The sequence below is a fragment of the Sinomonas sp. P47F7 genome (genome assembly GCF_049332655.1).
Taxonomy (GTDB): domain Bacteria; phylum Actinomycetota; class Actinomycetes; order Actinomycetales; family Micrococcaceae; genus Sinomonas.
Window position 1 is genome coordinate 361046 of record NZ_CP186327.1, and the last position, 14265, is coordinate 375310.

15 protein-coding genes and 3 tRNA genes are annotated in these 14265 nt (G+C 70.0%); 12 read left to right on the plus strand and 6 right to left on the minus strand.

Features of this window, described 5'->3' with window-relative positions:
• Positions 1–3: 3 nt before the first annotated feature.
• The 7 genes from ACOKR1_RS01820 to ACOKR1_RS01850 all read left to right on the plus strand — a co-directional run bounded on the left by ACOKR1_RS01820 (position 4) and on the right by ACOKR1_RS01850 (position 5450).
• Positions 4–747: a FadR/GntR family transcriptional regulator gene (locus ACOKR1_RS01820; protein ID WP_422935075.1), complete on the plus strand. Its 744-nt coding sequence runs from the start codon at positions 4–6 to the stop codon at positions 745–747.
• A gap of 51 nt (positions 748–798) precedes the next feature.
• Positions 799–2526, plus strand: coding sequence for a hypothetical protein (locus ACOKR1_RS01825; RefSeq protein WP_422935076.1), 1728 nt, complete (start codon positions 799–801; stop codon positions 2524–2526).
• A 53-nt stretch (positions 2527–2579) separates the two neighbouring features.
• Complete coding sequence (locus ACOKR1_RS01830; protein WP_422935077.1) at positions 2580–3347, plus strand: SDR family NAD(P)-dependent oxidoreductase; 768 nt, start codon at positions 2580–2582, stop codon at positions 3345–3347.
• Positions 3348–3398: 51 nt separating this feature from the next.
• Positions 3399–3974, plus strand: coding sequence for an NADPH-dependent FMN reductase (locus ACOKR1_RS01835; protein ID WP_422935078.1), 576 nt, complete (start codon positions 3399–3401; stop codon positions 3972–3974).
• A 148-nt stretch (positions 3975–4122) separates the two neighbouring features.
• The gene (locus tag ACOKR1_RS01840) at positions 4123–4299 is read left to right on the plus strand and encodes a hypothetical protein (protein WP_422935079.1); all 177 of its coding nucleotides are present in this window, start codon (positions 4123–4125) and stop codon (positions 4297–4299) included.
• A gap of 60 nt (positions 4300–4359) precedes the next feature.
• Positions 4360–4668, plus strand: coding sequence for a PadR family transcriptional regulator (locus ACOKR1_RS01845; protein ID WP_422935080.1), 309 nt, complete (start codon positions 4360–4362; stop codon positions 4666–4668).
• Positions 4665–5450: a permease prefix domain 1-containing protein gene (locus ACOKR1_RS01850; RefSeq protein ID WP_422935081.1), complete on the plus strand. Its 786-nt coding sequence runs from the start codon at positions 4665–4667 to the stop codon at positions 5448–5450. The genes ACOKR1_RS01845 and ACOKR1_RS01850 overlap by 4 nt, the downstream gene beginning before the upstream one ends.
• Here the strand turns inward: ACOKR1_RS01850 and ACOKR1_RS01855 are convergent.
• Positions 5447–6898 carry an NCS2 family permease gene (locus tag ACOKR1_RS01855; RefSeq protein ID WP_422935082.1) on the minus strand — a complete coding sequence of 484 codons (1452 nt, stop codon included), beginning with the start codon at positions 6896–6898 and terminating at the stop codon, positions 5447–5449. The two genes, ACOKR1_RS01850 and ACOKR1_RS01855, sit on opposite strands and share 4 nt — an antisense overlap.
• 114 nt (positions 6899–7012) lie before the next feature.
• Here ACOKR1_RS01855 and ACOKR1_RS01860 point away from each other — a divergent pair, with 114 nt between their 5' ends.
• Positions 7013–7303: a hypothetical protein gene (locus ACOKR1_RS01860; RefSeq protein WP_422935083.1), complete on the plus strand. Its 291-nt coding sequence runs from the start codon at positions 7013–7015 to the stop codon at positions 7301–7303.
• A gap of 27 nt (positions 7304–7330) precedes the next feature.
• Here ACOKR1_RS01860 and ACOKR1_RS01865 read toward each other — a convergent pair whose 3' ends face one another.
• Entirely contained in the window at positions 7331–7978 is a 648-nt protein-coding gene (locus ACOKR1_RS01865) for an FAD-binding protein (protein WP_422935084.1), read from the minus strand.
• Positions 7979–8259: 281 nt separating this feature from the next.
• Between ACOKR1_RS01865 and ACOKR1_RS01870 the strand changes: the two genes are divergently transcribed.
• Positions 8260–9294, plus strand: a complete 1035-nt coding sequence (locus ACOKR1_RS01870; protein WP_422935085.1) for a universal stress protein — start codon at positions 8260–8262, stop codon at positions 9292–9294.
• 30 nt (positions 9295–9324) lie between these two features.
• Here the strand turns inward: ACOKR1_RS01870 and ACOKR1_RS01875 are convergent, their stop codons facing one another.
• Both ACOKR1_RS01875 and ACOKR1_RS01880 read right to left on the minus strand, forming a co-directional pair.
• Positions 9325–10767: a C40 family peptidase gene (locus ACOKR1_RS01875; protein ID WP_422935086.1), complete on the minus strand. Its 1443-nt coding sequence runs from the start codon at positions 10765–10767 to the stop codon at positions 9325–9327.
• Between the two features lie 148 nt (positions 10768–10915).
• Positions 10916–11290 (minus strand): metallopeptidase family protein, encoded by a 375-nt coding sequence (locus tag ACOKR1_RS01880; RefSeq protein ID WP_422935087.1) that lies wholly within the window; start codon positions 11288–11290, stop codon positions 10916–10918.
• 143 nt (positions 11291–11433) lie between these two features.
• Between ACOKR1_RS01880 and ACOKR1_RS01885 the strand changes: the two genes are divergently transcribed.
• The 3 genes from ACOKR1_RS01885 (at position 11434) to ACOKR1_RS01895 (ending at position 11781) form a co-directional block, all read left to right on the plus strand.
• Positions 11434–11506 (plus strand) — tRNA-Glu (locus ACOKR1_RS01885).
• 79 nt (positions 11507–11585) lie between these two features.
• Positions 11586–11659 (plus strand) — tRNA-Asp (locus ACOKR1_RS01890).
• 49 nt (positions 11660–11708) lie between these two features.
• A tRNA-Phe gene (locus ACOKR1_RS01895) sits at positions 11709–11781 on the plus strand.
• 1143 nt (positions 11782–12924) lie between these two features.
• Here the strand turns inward: ACOKR1_RS01895 and ACOKR1_RS01900 are convergent.
• Entirely contained in the window at positions 12925–13758 is an 834-nt protein-coding gene (locus tag ACOKR1_RS01900) for an NAD(P)-dependent oxidoreductase (protein WP_422935088.1), read from the minus strand.
• A gap of 55 nt (positions 13759–13813) precedes the next feature.
• A complete protein-coding gene (locus ACOKR1_RS01905; RefSeq protein WP_422935089.1) occupies positions 13814–14236 on the minus strand; it encodes a carboxymuconolactone decarboxylase family protein in 423 nt (140 codons plus the stop codon).
• Between the last annotated feature and the right edge of the window lie 29 nt (positions 14237–14265).

The following is a 14265-nucleotide window of genomic DNA, read 5'->3' on the forward strand; positions in this document are numbered from 1 at the left end:
AGCGTGGAGACCAATGGGAGCGCAGCCCTCGACTTGAACCAGGCCCTCGGCACGATGGAGAGCAGCTCGGTCGCCGCCGAGGTCGCCGAGCGGCTCATGGCCGTCTTCACGAGCGGCCAAATCGTCCCGGGGACCCGTCTCCCGTCCGAGCGCAGCCTCGCGGCGAGCCTCGGCGTGGGGCGTTCGGCCATCCGCGAAGCGCTCGCGGCGCTTGAGCTCCTCGGGATCGTGATCGTCCGCCCGGGCTCCGGGACCTACCTGCGTGGCGGGGCGTCCGAGCTGCTCCCGAGGACCCTCTCGTGGGGGCTCATGCTCGGCGAACCGCGCACGCGCGAGCTCACGGAGCTGCGCAGCGGGCTCGAGATCCAGGCCGCGCAGCTCGCGGCGGAGCGCATCACGGATGAGGCCCTCGAACGGCTGGCCGGCTACGTCGAGACGATGAGCCGCTCGACCCGGGACTTCGAGGCGTTCAGGGAAGCGGATTCGGCGTTCCACCGCGAGATCGCCCTCGCCTCGGGGAATTCGGTGCTCGAGGACATCCTCCAGAGCATCCGGTCCCTCCTGCGGATCTGGGTCGAGCGCGGCCTCCGCGACGAGGAGCACGCGGCCGCGGCGGCCCGCGAGCACGCCCAGATCCTCGAGGTGCTCAGGTCCCGGGACCCCGAGGCCGCCCGCCGCGTCATGGAGTCGCATATGGCCACCGCCACCGAGCGGCTCCTCACCGATTTCCACCCGTCAACCGACTAGCCCTCACCCGGCCGTGACCGCGCGGCCGCCGGGCATGGAACAGGATCATCGTTGACTCACCTTGCCCTGCCCACCCCCACTCGCTTCCTGCGCCGCGGCCCGTGGGCGGCCGCGGTCCGCGGCGACGAGCTCGCCGACGTGACCTACGACGGGCGCCCCGTGCTGCGCGGCCTCCGTGCAGTGGTGCGCAACCACAATTGGCTCACGCTCACGCCCGAGGCGGACCCCGCCGTCGTCCGTGAAGACGACGACGCGCTCGAGTGCCGCGTCGACGTCGCCTGGGCGGGGTTCGGCGGGGAGTACCGCGGGACGGTCACCGTGCGGATGGACGACGGCGGTGTGGACGTCGCGTTCGAGGGGACCGCGCCGCGGGACTTCTTGAGCAACCGGATCGGGCTCGTCGCGCTGCATCGGCCCGACGACGCGGGGCGCGCGGTGGCCGTGGGGCACCCGGATGGGACCGAGACGCACGCCGCGTTCCCTCAGGAGATCAGCCCGCACCAGCCGTTCGGGGACATCGCGGCGCTCGGCTGGGAGCGCGACGGGGTGCAGTTTTCCCTCGGCTTCACCGGCGACGTGTTCGAGACCGAGGACCAGCGCAACTGGACCGACGCGTCGTTCAAGACGTACAGCACGCCGCTGAGCGTTCCGTTCCCCGTGCTCCACCGGGCCGGCAGCCGCGTGAGCCAGTCGGTCCGGCTCGCCGCCGCCGTCCCCGTCCGTGTCGGAACCGGCTCAGGGGTTCGCGTACCCGAGATCGTCTCGTGGTTCGGGAAACAGCCCGTGACCGCTGCGCCGGACCTCGCGCGCGGGACGGTACTGCTCGAGGTCTCGGCGGCACCCGCGCCCGGGGATGGCACCGTGTCTGTCGGCGACGCCCTCCCGGTCCTCGCCGCAGCCTCTGGGGCGGACGTGCGCCTCGTGGCCGGCAGCGCGCGCCAGGCCGTCGCCATCCTCGAACAGCTTCCCCTCGACCGCGTCTGCCGGCTCGGGGTGTTCGACCCCGCGACGCACGTGACCGCCGCCGAGACCCACAGCGCCGTTGCCACCCGCGCCCGCGAGCTCGGGTTCGGCGGGGAGATCGTGTCCGGGGCACGGAGCCACTTCACGGAGCTCAACCGGAACGCGCACTCGCTCCCGGGCTGCTCGCCCAGCGCACCCGATGCCGCCGGACCCGATGCCGCCGCACCCGATCCCGCCGGGATCGCCTATTCGATCACGTCGCAGATGCACGCGGTCGAGCCCGAGGCGGTCATGGAGTCCATCCCCCTCCAGGCGGCGACGGCGCGGCAGGCCCTCGTGATCGGCGGCGGCCGGCCCCTGCACATCGGCCCCATCACGATCGCGCCGCGCTTCAACGCCGTCGCGACCGAGCCGCCCCGCGCGGACGAGCTGCCCGCCCGCAGCCCCCTCGAGTCGCAGCCCTTCGGGGCCGCCTGGCTGGTCGGAAGCGTCGCCGCGCTCACGCTCCCGGGTGTTGCGTCGCTGGCCTACGCCGTCCCGGAGCACCCCGAGGCCGAGCAGCCCGAGGCGCCAGCCGCGGCCCTCCTGCGCCGGCTCGCCGCGCTCCGCGGCGCCGAGGTCCTCGACGCCAGCTCGCCCGCGGGCGGCCCGGCCGTCTGCGCGATCCGCGAGGCCTCGGGCATCACATGCTTCCTGGCCAATCTGCGGCCGTGGGCGGTCACCGCCGAGGTGAGCGGCCCGGCCGCTCTCGGCCCCGGACCAGCCCGCAAGGTGACCGTGCCCGCGTGGTCCGCGGCCGCCGTCGTCCTCCCCTGATCTGAACAATGTCCCCTGATCTGAACAACCCGCCTCACCGAAAGGACTCCACCATGTCGCAGCGCCTCGCTGGGAAGACCGCCCTCGTCACGGGCGCAGCCTCCGGAATCGGCCGCGCCACCGCCGCCCGCTTCGTCGCGGAGGGCGCCGCCGTGTTCTTCGCCGACCTCAACGCCGACGGTGCCCGCGAGGCCGCGAGCGCCGCCGCCGAGGCCGCGGGCCGGGATCGCGCGTTCGCGGTCGCGGTCGACGTCTCGGACGAGGGCAGCGTTCAGGCCGCGTTCGCCGAGGCGACCGCGCGAGGCCCGCTCGACGTCGTCGTCGCCAACGCCGGCGTCCAGCTCTTCGGCCGCGACGCCCGCGTGGGCGAGCTCGAGCTCGACGTCTGGGAGAAGACGGTCCGCATCAACCAGCGCGGCGCGTTCCTCACGCTCAAGCACGCCGTCCGCGCCATGGCCGGCCGGGGCGGCTCGATCATCTGCACCGGCAGCCCGACCGCCGTCGTCGCATGCGGCCAGACGTTCACGGCCTACACGAGCTCGAAGGCTGGCGTCCACGGCCTGGCCCGCGTCGTCGCGGCGGACTACGCGTCCGAGGGCATCCGCGTGAACACGGTCGTCCCCGGCTACACCGAGACGCCCCTCGTCCGGACCATCGCGGAGGACCCCACGCAGCGCGCCGGGCTCGTCGACGCGACCATGCTCGGCCGCGCGGGCCGCGCCGAGGACCTCGAGGGCATCATGGTCTACCTCGCGAGTGATGACTCCGCCTACGCCACCGGCGGCCTCTTCACGGTCGACGGCGGGCTGACCGCCCTCTGACGCCTTCGGCGCCCCGTGGGTAAGCTGGGCATGTCCCTTGAGGGGGGAACTATGACGCGCATCGGCATCATCCTCGGAAGCACGAGGCCACACCGGAACGGGGAACAGGTGGCCCGCTGGGTCCTCGACCTGGCGTCGCGGCGGCCCGACGCGGAGTTCGAACTCGTCGACTTGCGGGACCATGCGCTGCCCCTCCTCGACGAGCCGTTCCCGCCGTCGCTGGGCCGGTATCAGAACGAGCACACCAGGCAGTGGGCGGAAAGAATCGCCTCCTTCGACGGCTTCGTGTTCGTGACGCCCGAGTACAACCACAGCACCTCGGCCGTGCTCAAGAACGCGATCGATTACCTGTACTCCGAGTGGAACAACAAGGCCGTGGGCTTCGTCTCCTACGGTTCGGCGGGCGGGGTCCGCGCGGCCGAGCAGCTCAGGCTCATCGCGGGCGAGCTCCAGCTCGCGGACGTCCGCGCCCAGGTGATCCTCCCGTTCGCCACCGAGTTCGAGAACCGCCGTACCTTCGCCCCGGACGATTTCGCCGTCCGCAGCCTCGACGCGATGCTCGGCCAGGTCATCGCGTGGACCGAGGCCCTGGCCCCGCTTCGGAAGAAGCGGAGCGCGGCCGCCTAGGCGGCACTCGCTCCCATCCCCGCGGAAGTCGAGTACTTCCTACCCAAGACGCGCCCCGCCGCGCGGTGCGAAAGTGGCCGCAGGGCGGCGGGTGTCGTCGGCCCGCCAGGCAGGGGGGACCCGCCGGGCAGGAGGGAGAGGACTGGCCATGACTGAGAACGAAGTGCCGTCGGTCGATCTCGACCGTCTTGAGCGTCTCGTCGAGCGGTTCGAGCGCGCGGGGGCGTCCCTCGCGGACAGCGAGGACAGGCTCGCACGGGCGGTGCAGGTCATGAAGGAGCGTGACCGAGCCCTGGCCTTCGACGCGTGGCGGCGCGGTCAATAGACGAGCCCTTGCCAGAACGGCCTCAAGTACCTAGATTGTCTAGGTATGGGACGAAGTGGAGTGAACGGACAGCTTGACCTGCTGCTCCTCGCCTCGCTCGGAGCGGGCGAGGCGCACGGCTACGCGCTCATCGCGCGCATCCACGAGCGCAGCGGGGCGCGGCTCGACCTTCAGGAAGGGTCGGTCTACCCCGCGCTGCACAAGCTCGAGGCAGCCGGGAGCGTCGCGAGCCGTTGGGCGGACGACGACGGCACCCGCCGTCGCGTCTACACCCTCACCACGGCGGGACAGGCCGAGCTCGCGAGGCGCGCGGAGGAATGGAACGGCTTCGCGGCCGCGGTCCGCGGGGTGCTGGGGGCGGCTTCGTGAGCGCGCCGGGCGGGCCGGGTGCGCCGAACGGGCCCATCGACGCCTACCTCGACGAGCTCCTCGTGGCCTCTCGGGACGCCGAGCCGGCAGCCGCGCGGCGGCTCCTCGCCGAGACGGAAACTCATCTGCGGGAGTGCGCCTCCCGGCTTCGCGCGCAGGGCTTCGATCCGGTGGAGGCGGAGCGCGAGGCGGTCCGCCGCTTCGGTCCCGTCAGGACCGTGACGCCAGCGCTGCGCACCCCACTCGGGGCGATCGGCCGCCTCCCGCTCCGCGCGTTCGTGCGTCCGCTCGTCGGGCTCGCGGCCGTCGGCGCGATCGCCGTCGGCCTCAGCGGTGCCCTCTCCGAACTCTTCGGCCGGATCTGGGGCGCGGGCTTCGTGTCCGGCGATCTGCCCGGTGTTGCGTACACGGCCGCCCGCTGCGCGGTGCTTCAGGCTCCCTATCCGGGGCTCGACTGCGCGCAGGCGGCCGCCGAGCACCATTGGGGCGAGGTCGTCGAGTACCGCGTGGTGCTCGGCGTGCTCGGTCTCGCCCTGCTGCTCGTGTGGCGCCTCCTGCCGCGTGAGGCCCCGCTCCCGGCAGGCCTCGCGCCCGCACTCGCGGGCTCGGCGTTCCTCCTCGCCGCCGCCGCGACGGGATTCCAGGCCCTCAACGCGGCCGTCCAGGGCTGGCAGGGCACGGGGGCGTGGCTCAGCGCCGCGGTGATCTCGCTCCCGCTCGCCGTCGTTTTCGGTGTCGCGGCCCTGCGTGGGCTGCGCCCGCCCCGCGAGGCCGTTGCCTAGAGGCCGAGCGCCTGCTCGATCGGCCCGAGGGCGAAGAAGAGGAGGAACGCCGCCGCGACGGCCCACATGAGCGGGTGGATTTCCTTGGCCCGGCCCTGGAACGTCCGCACGATCACGTAGCTCACGAAGCCCGCGCCGAGGCCGTTCGCGATCGAGTACGTGAACGGCATGAGCACGATCGTGAGGAACGCGGGGATTGCGATCCCGACGTCCTTCCAGTCGATCTTCGCGACCTGCTGGAACATGAGGAAGCCGACCACCACGAGCGCGGGCGCCACGGCCTCGAACGGCACGAGGTTGATGAGCGGCGTGAGGAACATGGCGAGCAGGAGCATGATGCCCGTGACCACCGAGGCGAGTCCGGTCCGAGCGCCCTCGCCGATCCCCGCACCCGACTCGACGAAGATCTGATTCGAGGAGATCGACGAGCCGCCGCCCGCGATCGCGCCGAACGCATCGACGAGCAGCACGCGGTCCACGTTCGGGATGTTGCCCTTCTCGTCGATGTTCCCGGCCTCCCGGGCCAGGCCGACCATCGTGCCCATCGCGTCGAAGAAGATGCTCAGCAGGATCACGAAGGCCATGAGCAGCGCCGCGAGCACCCCGAGGTGGCTGAAGGCGCCGACGGGGTTGGCCTTGCCGAGGAGGCGCAGGTCGATCGGCTGGACATTGCCGAGGCCGGGCACCACGAGGGACCACCCGGCGGGGTTCGGCTTCTGTCCCGCCGCGACGGACGGCCCGATGTGGAACACGAGCTCGAGGACGTTCGCGAGGATCGTCGCACCGATGATCCCGATGAGGATCGCGCCGCGCACGCGGCGGACCATGAGCGCGATCGTCAGGACGAGGCCTACCACGAACACGAGCGTCGGCCAGCCGATGAGCCGGCCGTCGATGCCGAGGCCCAGCGGGACGGTCGTGCCGGCCGAGTCGGGGATGCGCCGCACGAAGCCAGCCTCCACGAGCCCGATGAGCGTGATGAACACGCCGATGCCCACGACGATTGCCGTCTTGAGCCCCTCGGGCACGGCCTTGAAGACCGCGGTCCGGAAGCCCGTGAGCACGAGCACGAACATGACGACGCCGGCTACGAGGACGAGGCCCATCATGTCCGGCCACGTCACCCCGGGGTGGGTCGCGATGGTCACGGCGACGAACGCGTTGACGCCGAGCCCCGTCGCGAGCGCAAACGGGTGTTTGGCCCACACGCCCATGAGGATCGTGAGGACGCCGGCCACGAGCGCGGTCGCGGCGGCGACGCGCGGGATCCCGAGCGTGTTGCCGGCCGAGTCCGCGCCGGAGAGGATGAGCGGGTTGAGGACCACGATGTAGCCCATGGCAAAGAACGTGGCCAGCCCGCCGCGGATCTCGCGCGCGATGTTGGAGCCTCGCTCCGTGATCTTGAAGTAGCGGTCGAACGCTTTGGTCGACACGGTCGTGGTCGACATGGGAATCCCCTCGGGGTAGGCGCAGGATATCGTGCCTATGGTAGTGCCGGAGGCAACCGGGATCGTGCTGATCACGTCCGGCTGTGACCGAAGACTCCCGGGAAGGGGACCAGCTTGAGCCTCGCGCGGGGTGCCGTAGTCGCGGTGGCGCTCGCCGTCGTCGTCCTCGGAGGGCCTCCACTTGCCGCGGCCTCGCCCGTCCCGCTCCCGGGCATCCAGACGTCCGCGCCGGGGGCCGTCCAGACCCCGTCAGCGGTGCCGGCGGCGCCGGGGGAGCCGTTCCCGTGGGCCTTCGTCGTGTTCGGGGTCCTGGGCGTCGCGCTGCTCATCGCGTGGGCGGTCCTGGGGCGCCGTGAGCGCGGCTCAGGCGCGGAAGAAACAGACGACGACGGCGACCGCGCCTAAGCGCCCCGGCCTGCCGTCCGCGGGGGCCTACGCGGGCTGGAGCGGCGACGCAAACTGCCCGGTCGGCGGGCGCACGGCGTCGTGGGTGCCATGGCCGGCGCGCGGGGCGCCCGTGGCCTCCGCGACGGCCCTGCCCACGTTCTTGGCCTGCCACAGCAGTTCGCGCGTGGACGGCGACGAGAGCTCCGCGACGCCGATGAGGTAGAGCCCGATGCTCGCGAGCTCCTCCATGAGCTTCTCGCCGAGGGAGAAGCCGAGGTCCGCGAGGAAGCGGCGCAGCTGGTTGTGCGCGCAGCGGGTCAGGACCACCGCGTCGGCGAAGATCACGCCGGATTCGGTCCGGATGGCCCAGCGCAGCCGCGAACCGGGGAGGGGCTGCTCGACGAGCGCGAGATGCTGCGCTCGGACGGTCGCGCGGACATCGAGGCTGTGGCTCGCGGCGTGCTTGCGAAGGTGCCGTATGACCTCGAGGTATTCGACCGATTCCGCCGAGGCGAGGTCCGTGACCCGGAGGGCCGTCGTGGCCGTGGCGGGCGCCCCCGATTCGAGCCCCTCGACCGTCACGGTGGACACCCCGTGCCGGCTCAGCTCGCCCGCGACCGCGAGGCCCGAGAGGCCGGTGCCGATCACCACGGCCGTCGTGGACTCCGAAGTGGTCAGCGGCGGCGTGGACACGTGGTCGACTCTCCTCCGGTCGGCGGATGGTGTGGGTGAGTGCGTTCTCCACCCCCCGGTAGGCGGCACTTCTGGGAACATTACCCCCATTCGGCAACGACCGGTAGGCCCCTCTCACAAGGTATGATCCGCCGCGCAGATCGTCCCTGGGGCGCCCTCGCGGCGCCCCGTTCGGCGGTTGCGCGGCCCGCCGTCGTCGGAACTTGACCCGCTCCGTAAACCGACCACCATTGTCAATTAAGGGGTCCGTGAGGCTCCCACCGCCAGGAGGAGGAACTCAGATGGCAGACCAGACCGAGCGCGAGTCCGGCCGGGGTGAGGGCGAGGACGCCCCGCTGCCGACTGGCATCGTCGTTGGCGTTGACGGCTCGGACCACGGCAGGTGCGCCCTCATCTGGGCCGCACGGGAGGCCCAGCGGCGCAGACGCCCGCTCCACGTCGTCACCGCGTACAGCGTGCCGATCTTTGCCGCGTCGGGGCTCGACGGCGGCTATTCGACGATCGATGACACCGTGATCCAGGACGGCGCCAAGGCGGTGCTGCGCGAGGCGCTCGACTCGATCGAGCGCTTCGACGGCCTCGACGTGACGTCGTCGGTTGAGAGTGGGGACGCCGCCGGGGTGCTCCTGCAGTTCTCCGAGACTGCCGAGCTCCTCGTGTTCGGCTCGCGCGGCCGCGGCGGCTTCGTCGGGCGGCTCCTCGGTTCCGTGAGCAGCGCCCTCCCGGCCCACGCGAAGTGCGCCACCGTGACCGTGCCGCTGCGGTTCGCCCAGCGGCTCGGCGAGTCCGTCGACGACAAGCGTGTTCGCGCCGAGGAGGCCAAGGAGGCCCCCAAGGCGGTCGAGCATATCGTCGCGGTCGGCGTCGACGGCTCCGAGCAGGCGCGCGTCGCGGTGCTCGTGGCCGCCGAGGAAGCGATGCTGCTCGGCGTCCCGCTGCGCGTGATCTGCGCCGTGCCGCAGTTCAGCGGGAGCCTCGCATGGGTGCCGGCCCCCGTGGACCGCGAGCAGCTGTTCAAGGACATCCAGGCCCAGCTCAAGGCCGGGACGGCCTGGCTCCAGAGCCACTTCCCGGACCTCGAGGTCCAGACGAGCCTCGTCGATGGTGCGCCCGTGGACGTGCTCGTCGATGTGAGCCGCGGTGTCGACCTGCTCGTGCTCGGCACGCGCGGATACGGCGGCTTCGCGGGGATGCTGCTCGGTTCGACGACCGACGGCGTTCTGCATCACGCGAAGGGGCCCGTCATGGTGGTGCCTGATCACCACGACGAGCGGCTCGCGGACCGTCCGAGCTTCGGGCCGATGCTGCGGACGTAGCCGTTCAGGTGCCGGGGTTCAAGTGCCGGGCTAGTACCGCGCGACCATGGGCCACACGCCGGACATCCACGCGAGCGGCGTCACCGTGATCCCGTCCGACGGGTTGAGCGCGTTGACGATCTTCCCGTTCCCGATGTAGATGCCGATGTGGTAGAAGTTCCCGGCCGTGCCGAACACCACGAGGTCGCCGGGGCGCGCGCTCGCGAGCGGGACCTTGGTCGGGGCGGAGTTGTACTGCTCCGTCGCCGTGCGGGGCACCCAGATGCCGGCCGCGCTGAACGAGTACCAGACCAGCCCGGAGCAGTCGAAGCCCGTCGGTCCTGTGCCGCCCCACGCGTAGTAGTTGGGAGGGCCCACCTTGGACATCGCGGTGTTGATCGCGCCCTGAATCCCTGAGCCCGAGGGCGCGGGAGTGGGCGCCGGAGTGGGCACCGGAGCCGGCTCAGGTGCAGGTGCTGGCGCAGGAGCAGGCGCGGGGGCCGGCGCCGGAGCGGGGGCCGCGGGCGGCGGGGTTTGGATGGGGCTCGGCTGGCCGTTCGAGGCCACGTTGACGGACGACGGCGGGGTCGTGCCGCCCGTCGGCATCTGGCCTGATGTTCCGGTCGCCACGCCAGAGACGGCCGTGCTGCCACCCGCTGGCTGGGCCGCCGTCTGGGCGGCCCCCGCGGCGGACGCCGCGTTCGCCGTCGAGGCGAGGAGCGCCGCGTACTGCTGCTGTTGGCGCTGCTGCTCGAGGCCCGCGACGCGCTGCTGCTCGAGCTGGACCGTCGTATTGCGCAGGGTCGCGAGCTCGCTCACGAGCGTCGTGCGTTGGGCGTTGGCCTGGGTCACGGCGTTGCGGTAGGACGTATTGGCCGCGTCCGCCGCAGCCTTGGCCTGCTGAGCCGCGCGCGCGGCGTCGTCGGCGGCTTGTGCCGCTTGGTCCGCCTGCTCGCGAAGCTGCGCCGATGCCACGGCGGCCTGCTGCGCGGAGCTGAAGGCCTCCGCCCGCCGGGCATCGATGGATTGGAGGGCCGCCGCACGGTCCAGGACGTTGCCTCCGTTGTCCGAGACGAAAGCCTGGACTCCCGGGTTGAGACCGCCGCTGCGGTAGAGCTCGGCCGCGAGGGCTCCGACCTGCTTCTTGGCGCTCGCGTCGGCGGCGGATGCGACGTCGGCCTTGGCCTGAGCCGCCTGTGCGTCGGTGCGGCGCTTGTCGAGCGTCACGAGGGCCATGCTGTACGTGTCGTTGGCGCGCATCGTGTCGACCGTGCTGCGACTCAGGGCGTCCTGGGCCGAGTTGATGAGCCCTTCGACGTGGGTGACTTCGGCGGCCGTCGCGTCGGCGTTCGTCTTCGCGGTGTTGATCTCCTCGGGGGTGGGGATCGAGGGATCGTCTGCCGTCGCGGGGGCCGCAACGAGGGTCAGGAGGAGCGCCGTGGCAGCACCGAACGCTGCGAGCGGTCTCGCAGTCGACGTCAGTTTCTTATCCATGCACACCTCGTAGCCTCCGGGTCTCCTGCCCGAGGCTACGGCCCAAGTGTCACAATTGCAACACTGGTCACAGACGTAGCATAAACAACAGCAGTGTCATTTGTCTGGATGTTGCGGCGTGTCGGCGTGTCGGGGCGTGTTCCTCTCGCTAGCCCCAGCCGAGCTCGTGGAGGCGTCGATCGTCGATCCCGAAGTGGTGGGCGATCTCGTGCACCACGGTCACGAGGACCTCGCGGACCACCTCCTCGCGGCTCGAGCACATCTCGAGGATCGGCTCGCGGAAGATCGTGATGCGGTCGGGCAGGGAGCCGGCCCCGTACCAGGAGTCGCGCTCGGTGAGCGGGATCCCCTCGTAGAGCCCCAGGAGAACGGTGTTCGGGTCCTCGTGCGGGCCCGGCACATAGCGGTCCTCGATGAAGACGGCGACGTTGTCCATGTGCCGAGCAAGGCTCCGGGGAATCTGCGCGAGCGCGGAATCGACCGCCTCTTCGAACTCGTCCTCGTCCATCCACGCCCCGCCCATGGGCTCACTGTAGTGCGCGCGCGGAACCCGGGAGCCGCGGGTTCAAGCCTCGCGATTTGTGGGCGACGGCGGCAGCACCGTATAGTTTTCTGCGTCCACTTCAACTGGGAAGCCCCTCTGGGGGAGTCCCGTGAGGTTCTCAGGCCCCCATCGTCTAGCGGCCTAGGACACCGCCCTTTCACGGCGGCGGCACGGGTTCGAATCCCGTTGGGGGTACACGGATCTGGTTTTGAGCAGCACCTGCGGGTCTGCTAGGATTTAGATCTTGTGAGCGGGGTAAACCCGGACATTGCAAGGCCCTGTAGCGCAGTTGGTTAGCGCGCCGCCCTGTCACGGCGGAGGTCGCGGGTTCAAGTCCCGTCAGGGTCGCTTCGGCGACGTGGCTCCGGCCAAGTTGCCATCGGTGACGAGTCACCGGGGCTCTGTAGCTCAGTTGGTAGAGCGTTCGACTGAAAATCGAAAGGTCACCGGATCGACGCCGGTCGGAGCCACACCATGGAAGGACCCTCGCGGGAGCGGGGGTCCTTTGTTTTCCCAGGTCAGGGGCGGTTTCTCGGTCGATTCGGGCTTGACGGCGCGTCGCCACTCCTCTCACAGCCGGGGCACGTCGCGTTTTTGGGCCATGACGGGGCCATTAAGGGCGGCGTCGAGCACGTTCCGGGCGCGCCGTGCGACCCCTTCCCGGGCCCGGGAATAGCGTTCCTCGCAGGAGGCCGAGCTCCGCGCGGCCTGGACGTCCGGGGCGGAAGCTCCGGCGTCGAAGAGGATGGTCGCGAAGGTGTGCCGCAGGTCGTGCACCCGCAGGTCCGGGCGCGTAGCCCTTTACCACCGACGGCAAAACCGTTCTGGATATGGCCCTACCGAATGACGAGCCCAAGCTCTGGTCATCCTCGAAGGACTCACCGCCCGTGGTCCCGCGCTGAGGTCGTGGATCAGCCGCCAACCGGCTCACTCAGATCCGCCAGACCTCGATCGCGCCCTCGGACTCAGGATCGCCCACCCTGGTGGGGGAGTTACGGCCATGCGCCTTGAGGTAGATCGAAAGGGCGCACGAAGGCCGAAGCCATCCTTTATTTCGAGAATTCGTAATGGGAACGATCCGAGTTTAAATATCGGGCGTTACTGGCGGCAGTGATAATGTGTGCCGCTCTGATCCGACCGGACTCGTTCCACTAAATTGCAATGGCCCGGTCCAAAGACTTAATGAAGGGGAGTAGATTACAAGAGGCGTGGTCTCATGGAATTCCGAAAACTCAACGTAGGTGGCACCAAATGCCTGGAATCCCGGGGTCTTCGTATCCATTCACAGCTTGTCGGGTCTTGAATATTGTCGGCGGGGGTTCAGCTCCTGGATTGGTGGGCGGCACTCGAACAGTCACTCCGCTAAGTGAAGGTCCACGGAGATTCAGAGTGATCTCAAGCAGGCTATTGGGTGCCGGGCAACGACCAATTGCATCGAGGAACCGAGCCGCTACTCGACCAGACTTGGCTCCCATATCCGAAGACCGTCATGTGTGAACGCCAGATAGCCTCGTAAAACCCCGTGCGCGAGGTGCTCTCGCGGCCCCGGCGTCCGGCCCGGCGGCGTTCCTCCCGGACCCTCCCGGATGGCCCGGGTACGACATCCGGGCCGCTCACTTGGCCTGCGGCTCCTTGCCCATGGAATGGAACAGCTCGGTGGAGGACAGGGCGTTGAATGGCATGGGGATGTTGTGCTCGAGGCCCTTGAGGTGGGCGGCCTTGAGGTCCTTGAGCAGCACGGCGAGGGCAGTGTCTGCTGTCCATTCCGAGACGGAGTCCCAGTTCCGGGCAACCCAGCTGTCCCCGGTGCTGACCTTGAACAGGTTCAGCAGCTCGCCCTGGGGCAGGTTGTAGTGCGCACCGAACGTGAGTCCTTCGGCGACAGCGTTCATCGTGATGCCCAGGACGAGGTTGTTGACCAGCTTCGCGGCCTGGCTGTTGCCCGGCTCGGCGCCGTAGTAGAAGACGTTGGAGCCGACGGCGTCGAAGTACGGGCGGGCAGCGGCCACCCGGTCCTCGTGGCCCGAGGCCATGATGGACAGCGTGCCGGCCTGGGCTCCCGTGGAACCGCCGCTGACGGCGGCGGCGATGAGCTGCACGTCCCCGGCCTCCTCGACGCGCCTGCCGAGCTCGTTCATGGTGTCGGGGTCCAGCGTGCTCATGACGATGATCGTGAGACCCCTGGGCTCGGCGGACAGGAGGCCGCCTTCTCCGAGGATCGCATCGACGTTCTGGGCGTAGTCGCGGACCATCGAGATGACGGCGTCTTCGGCCTGTGCGGCGACGTCCTTGAGGCTCTCGGCGACAGTGACGCCTGCGGCCTTGGCCCTGGCTCGGCTTCCCTCGAAGGCGTCGTACCCGATCACCTCGAATCCGGCCTTGTTCAGGTTCAGGGCCATCGGGAGTCCCATGGTTCCCAGCCCGACAAAACCGATCTTCTTGCCCATTATCGGGTCCTTTCCTTGTGGTGGGGTTATTGTCTCGGCTGTCGCGCCGGGACCCTCATTTCGGCTGGTCGGCGTTCGACGCCGGAGTGATGCCGCGCTCGGCCAAGACCTCCTTGAGCAGGGTCAGGCCGTTGAGCACACGCGGGAATCCGACGTATGGGATGCAGTGGATCAGCGCGCCAACGATCTTCTCCTTGGTCAGGCCCACGTTGAAGCCGGTGTTGATGTGGAGCTTCAGCTGGGGCTCTGTCCCCAGGGCCACCAGCGTGGAGATCGTCACCATCGTCTGCTCCTGCTGGGTCAGGGACTTGCGGGAGTAGATGTCCCCGAAGGCGAAGGAGACGATGTAGTCGGCCAGGTCGGGGTCCAGGTCCTTGTAGGACTCGACGAGCTTGGCGTGGTCGAAGGCATTCGAGTGCTGTGAGGAGACCAGCTCCATCATGCGGCCCATGCCGCGCTGGTAACGGTCTACAGCCATGGTGGGCTCCTTGGTTGTCCTGTTGCGCG

Excerpts from the sequence above, each read along its gene's own strand:
- ACOKR1_RS01830 (WP_422935077.1), top strand. The coding sequence starts at position 2,580 with ATGTCGCAGCGCCTCGCTGGGAAGACCGCCCTCGTCACGGGCGCAGCC.
- ACOKR1_RS01835 (WP_422935078.1), top strand. The coding sequence starts at position 3,399 with ATGACGCGCATCGGCATCATCCTCGGAAGCACGAGGCCACACCGGAAC.
- ACOKR1_RS01840 (WP_422935079.1), top strand. The coding sequence starts at position 4,123 with ATGACTGAGAACGAAGTGCCGTCGGTCGATCTCGACCGTCTTGAGCGT.
- ACOKR1_RS01855 (WP_422935082.1), bottom strand. The coding sequence starts at position 6,898 with ATGTCGACCACGACCGTGTCGACCAAAGCGTTCGACCGCTACTTCAAG.
- ACOKR1_RS01870 (WP_422935085.1), top strand. The coding sequence starts at position 8,260 with ATGGCAGACCAGACCGAGCGCGAGTCCGGCCGGGGTGAGGGCGAGGAC.
- ACOKR1_RS01875 (WP_422935086.1), bottom strand. The coding sequence starts at position 10,767 with ATGGATAAGAAACTGACGTCGACTGCGAGACCGCTCGCAGCGTTCGGT.
- ACOKR1_RS01880 (WP_422935087.1), bottom strand. The coding sequence starts at position 11,290 with ATGGGCGGGGCGTGGATGGACGAGGACGAGTTCGAAGAGGCGGTCGAT.
- ACOKR1_RS01900 (WP_422935088.1), bottom strand. The coding sequence starts at position 13,758 with ATGGGCAAGAAGATCGGTTTTGTCGGGCTGGGAACCATGGGACTCCCG.
- ACOKR1_RS01905 (WP_422935089.1), bottom strand. The coding sequence starts at position 14,236 with ATGGCTGTAGACCGTTACCAGCGCGGCATGGGCCGCATGATGGAGCTG.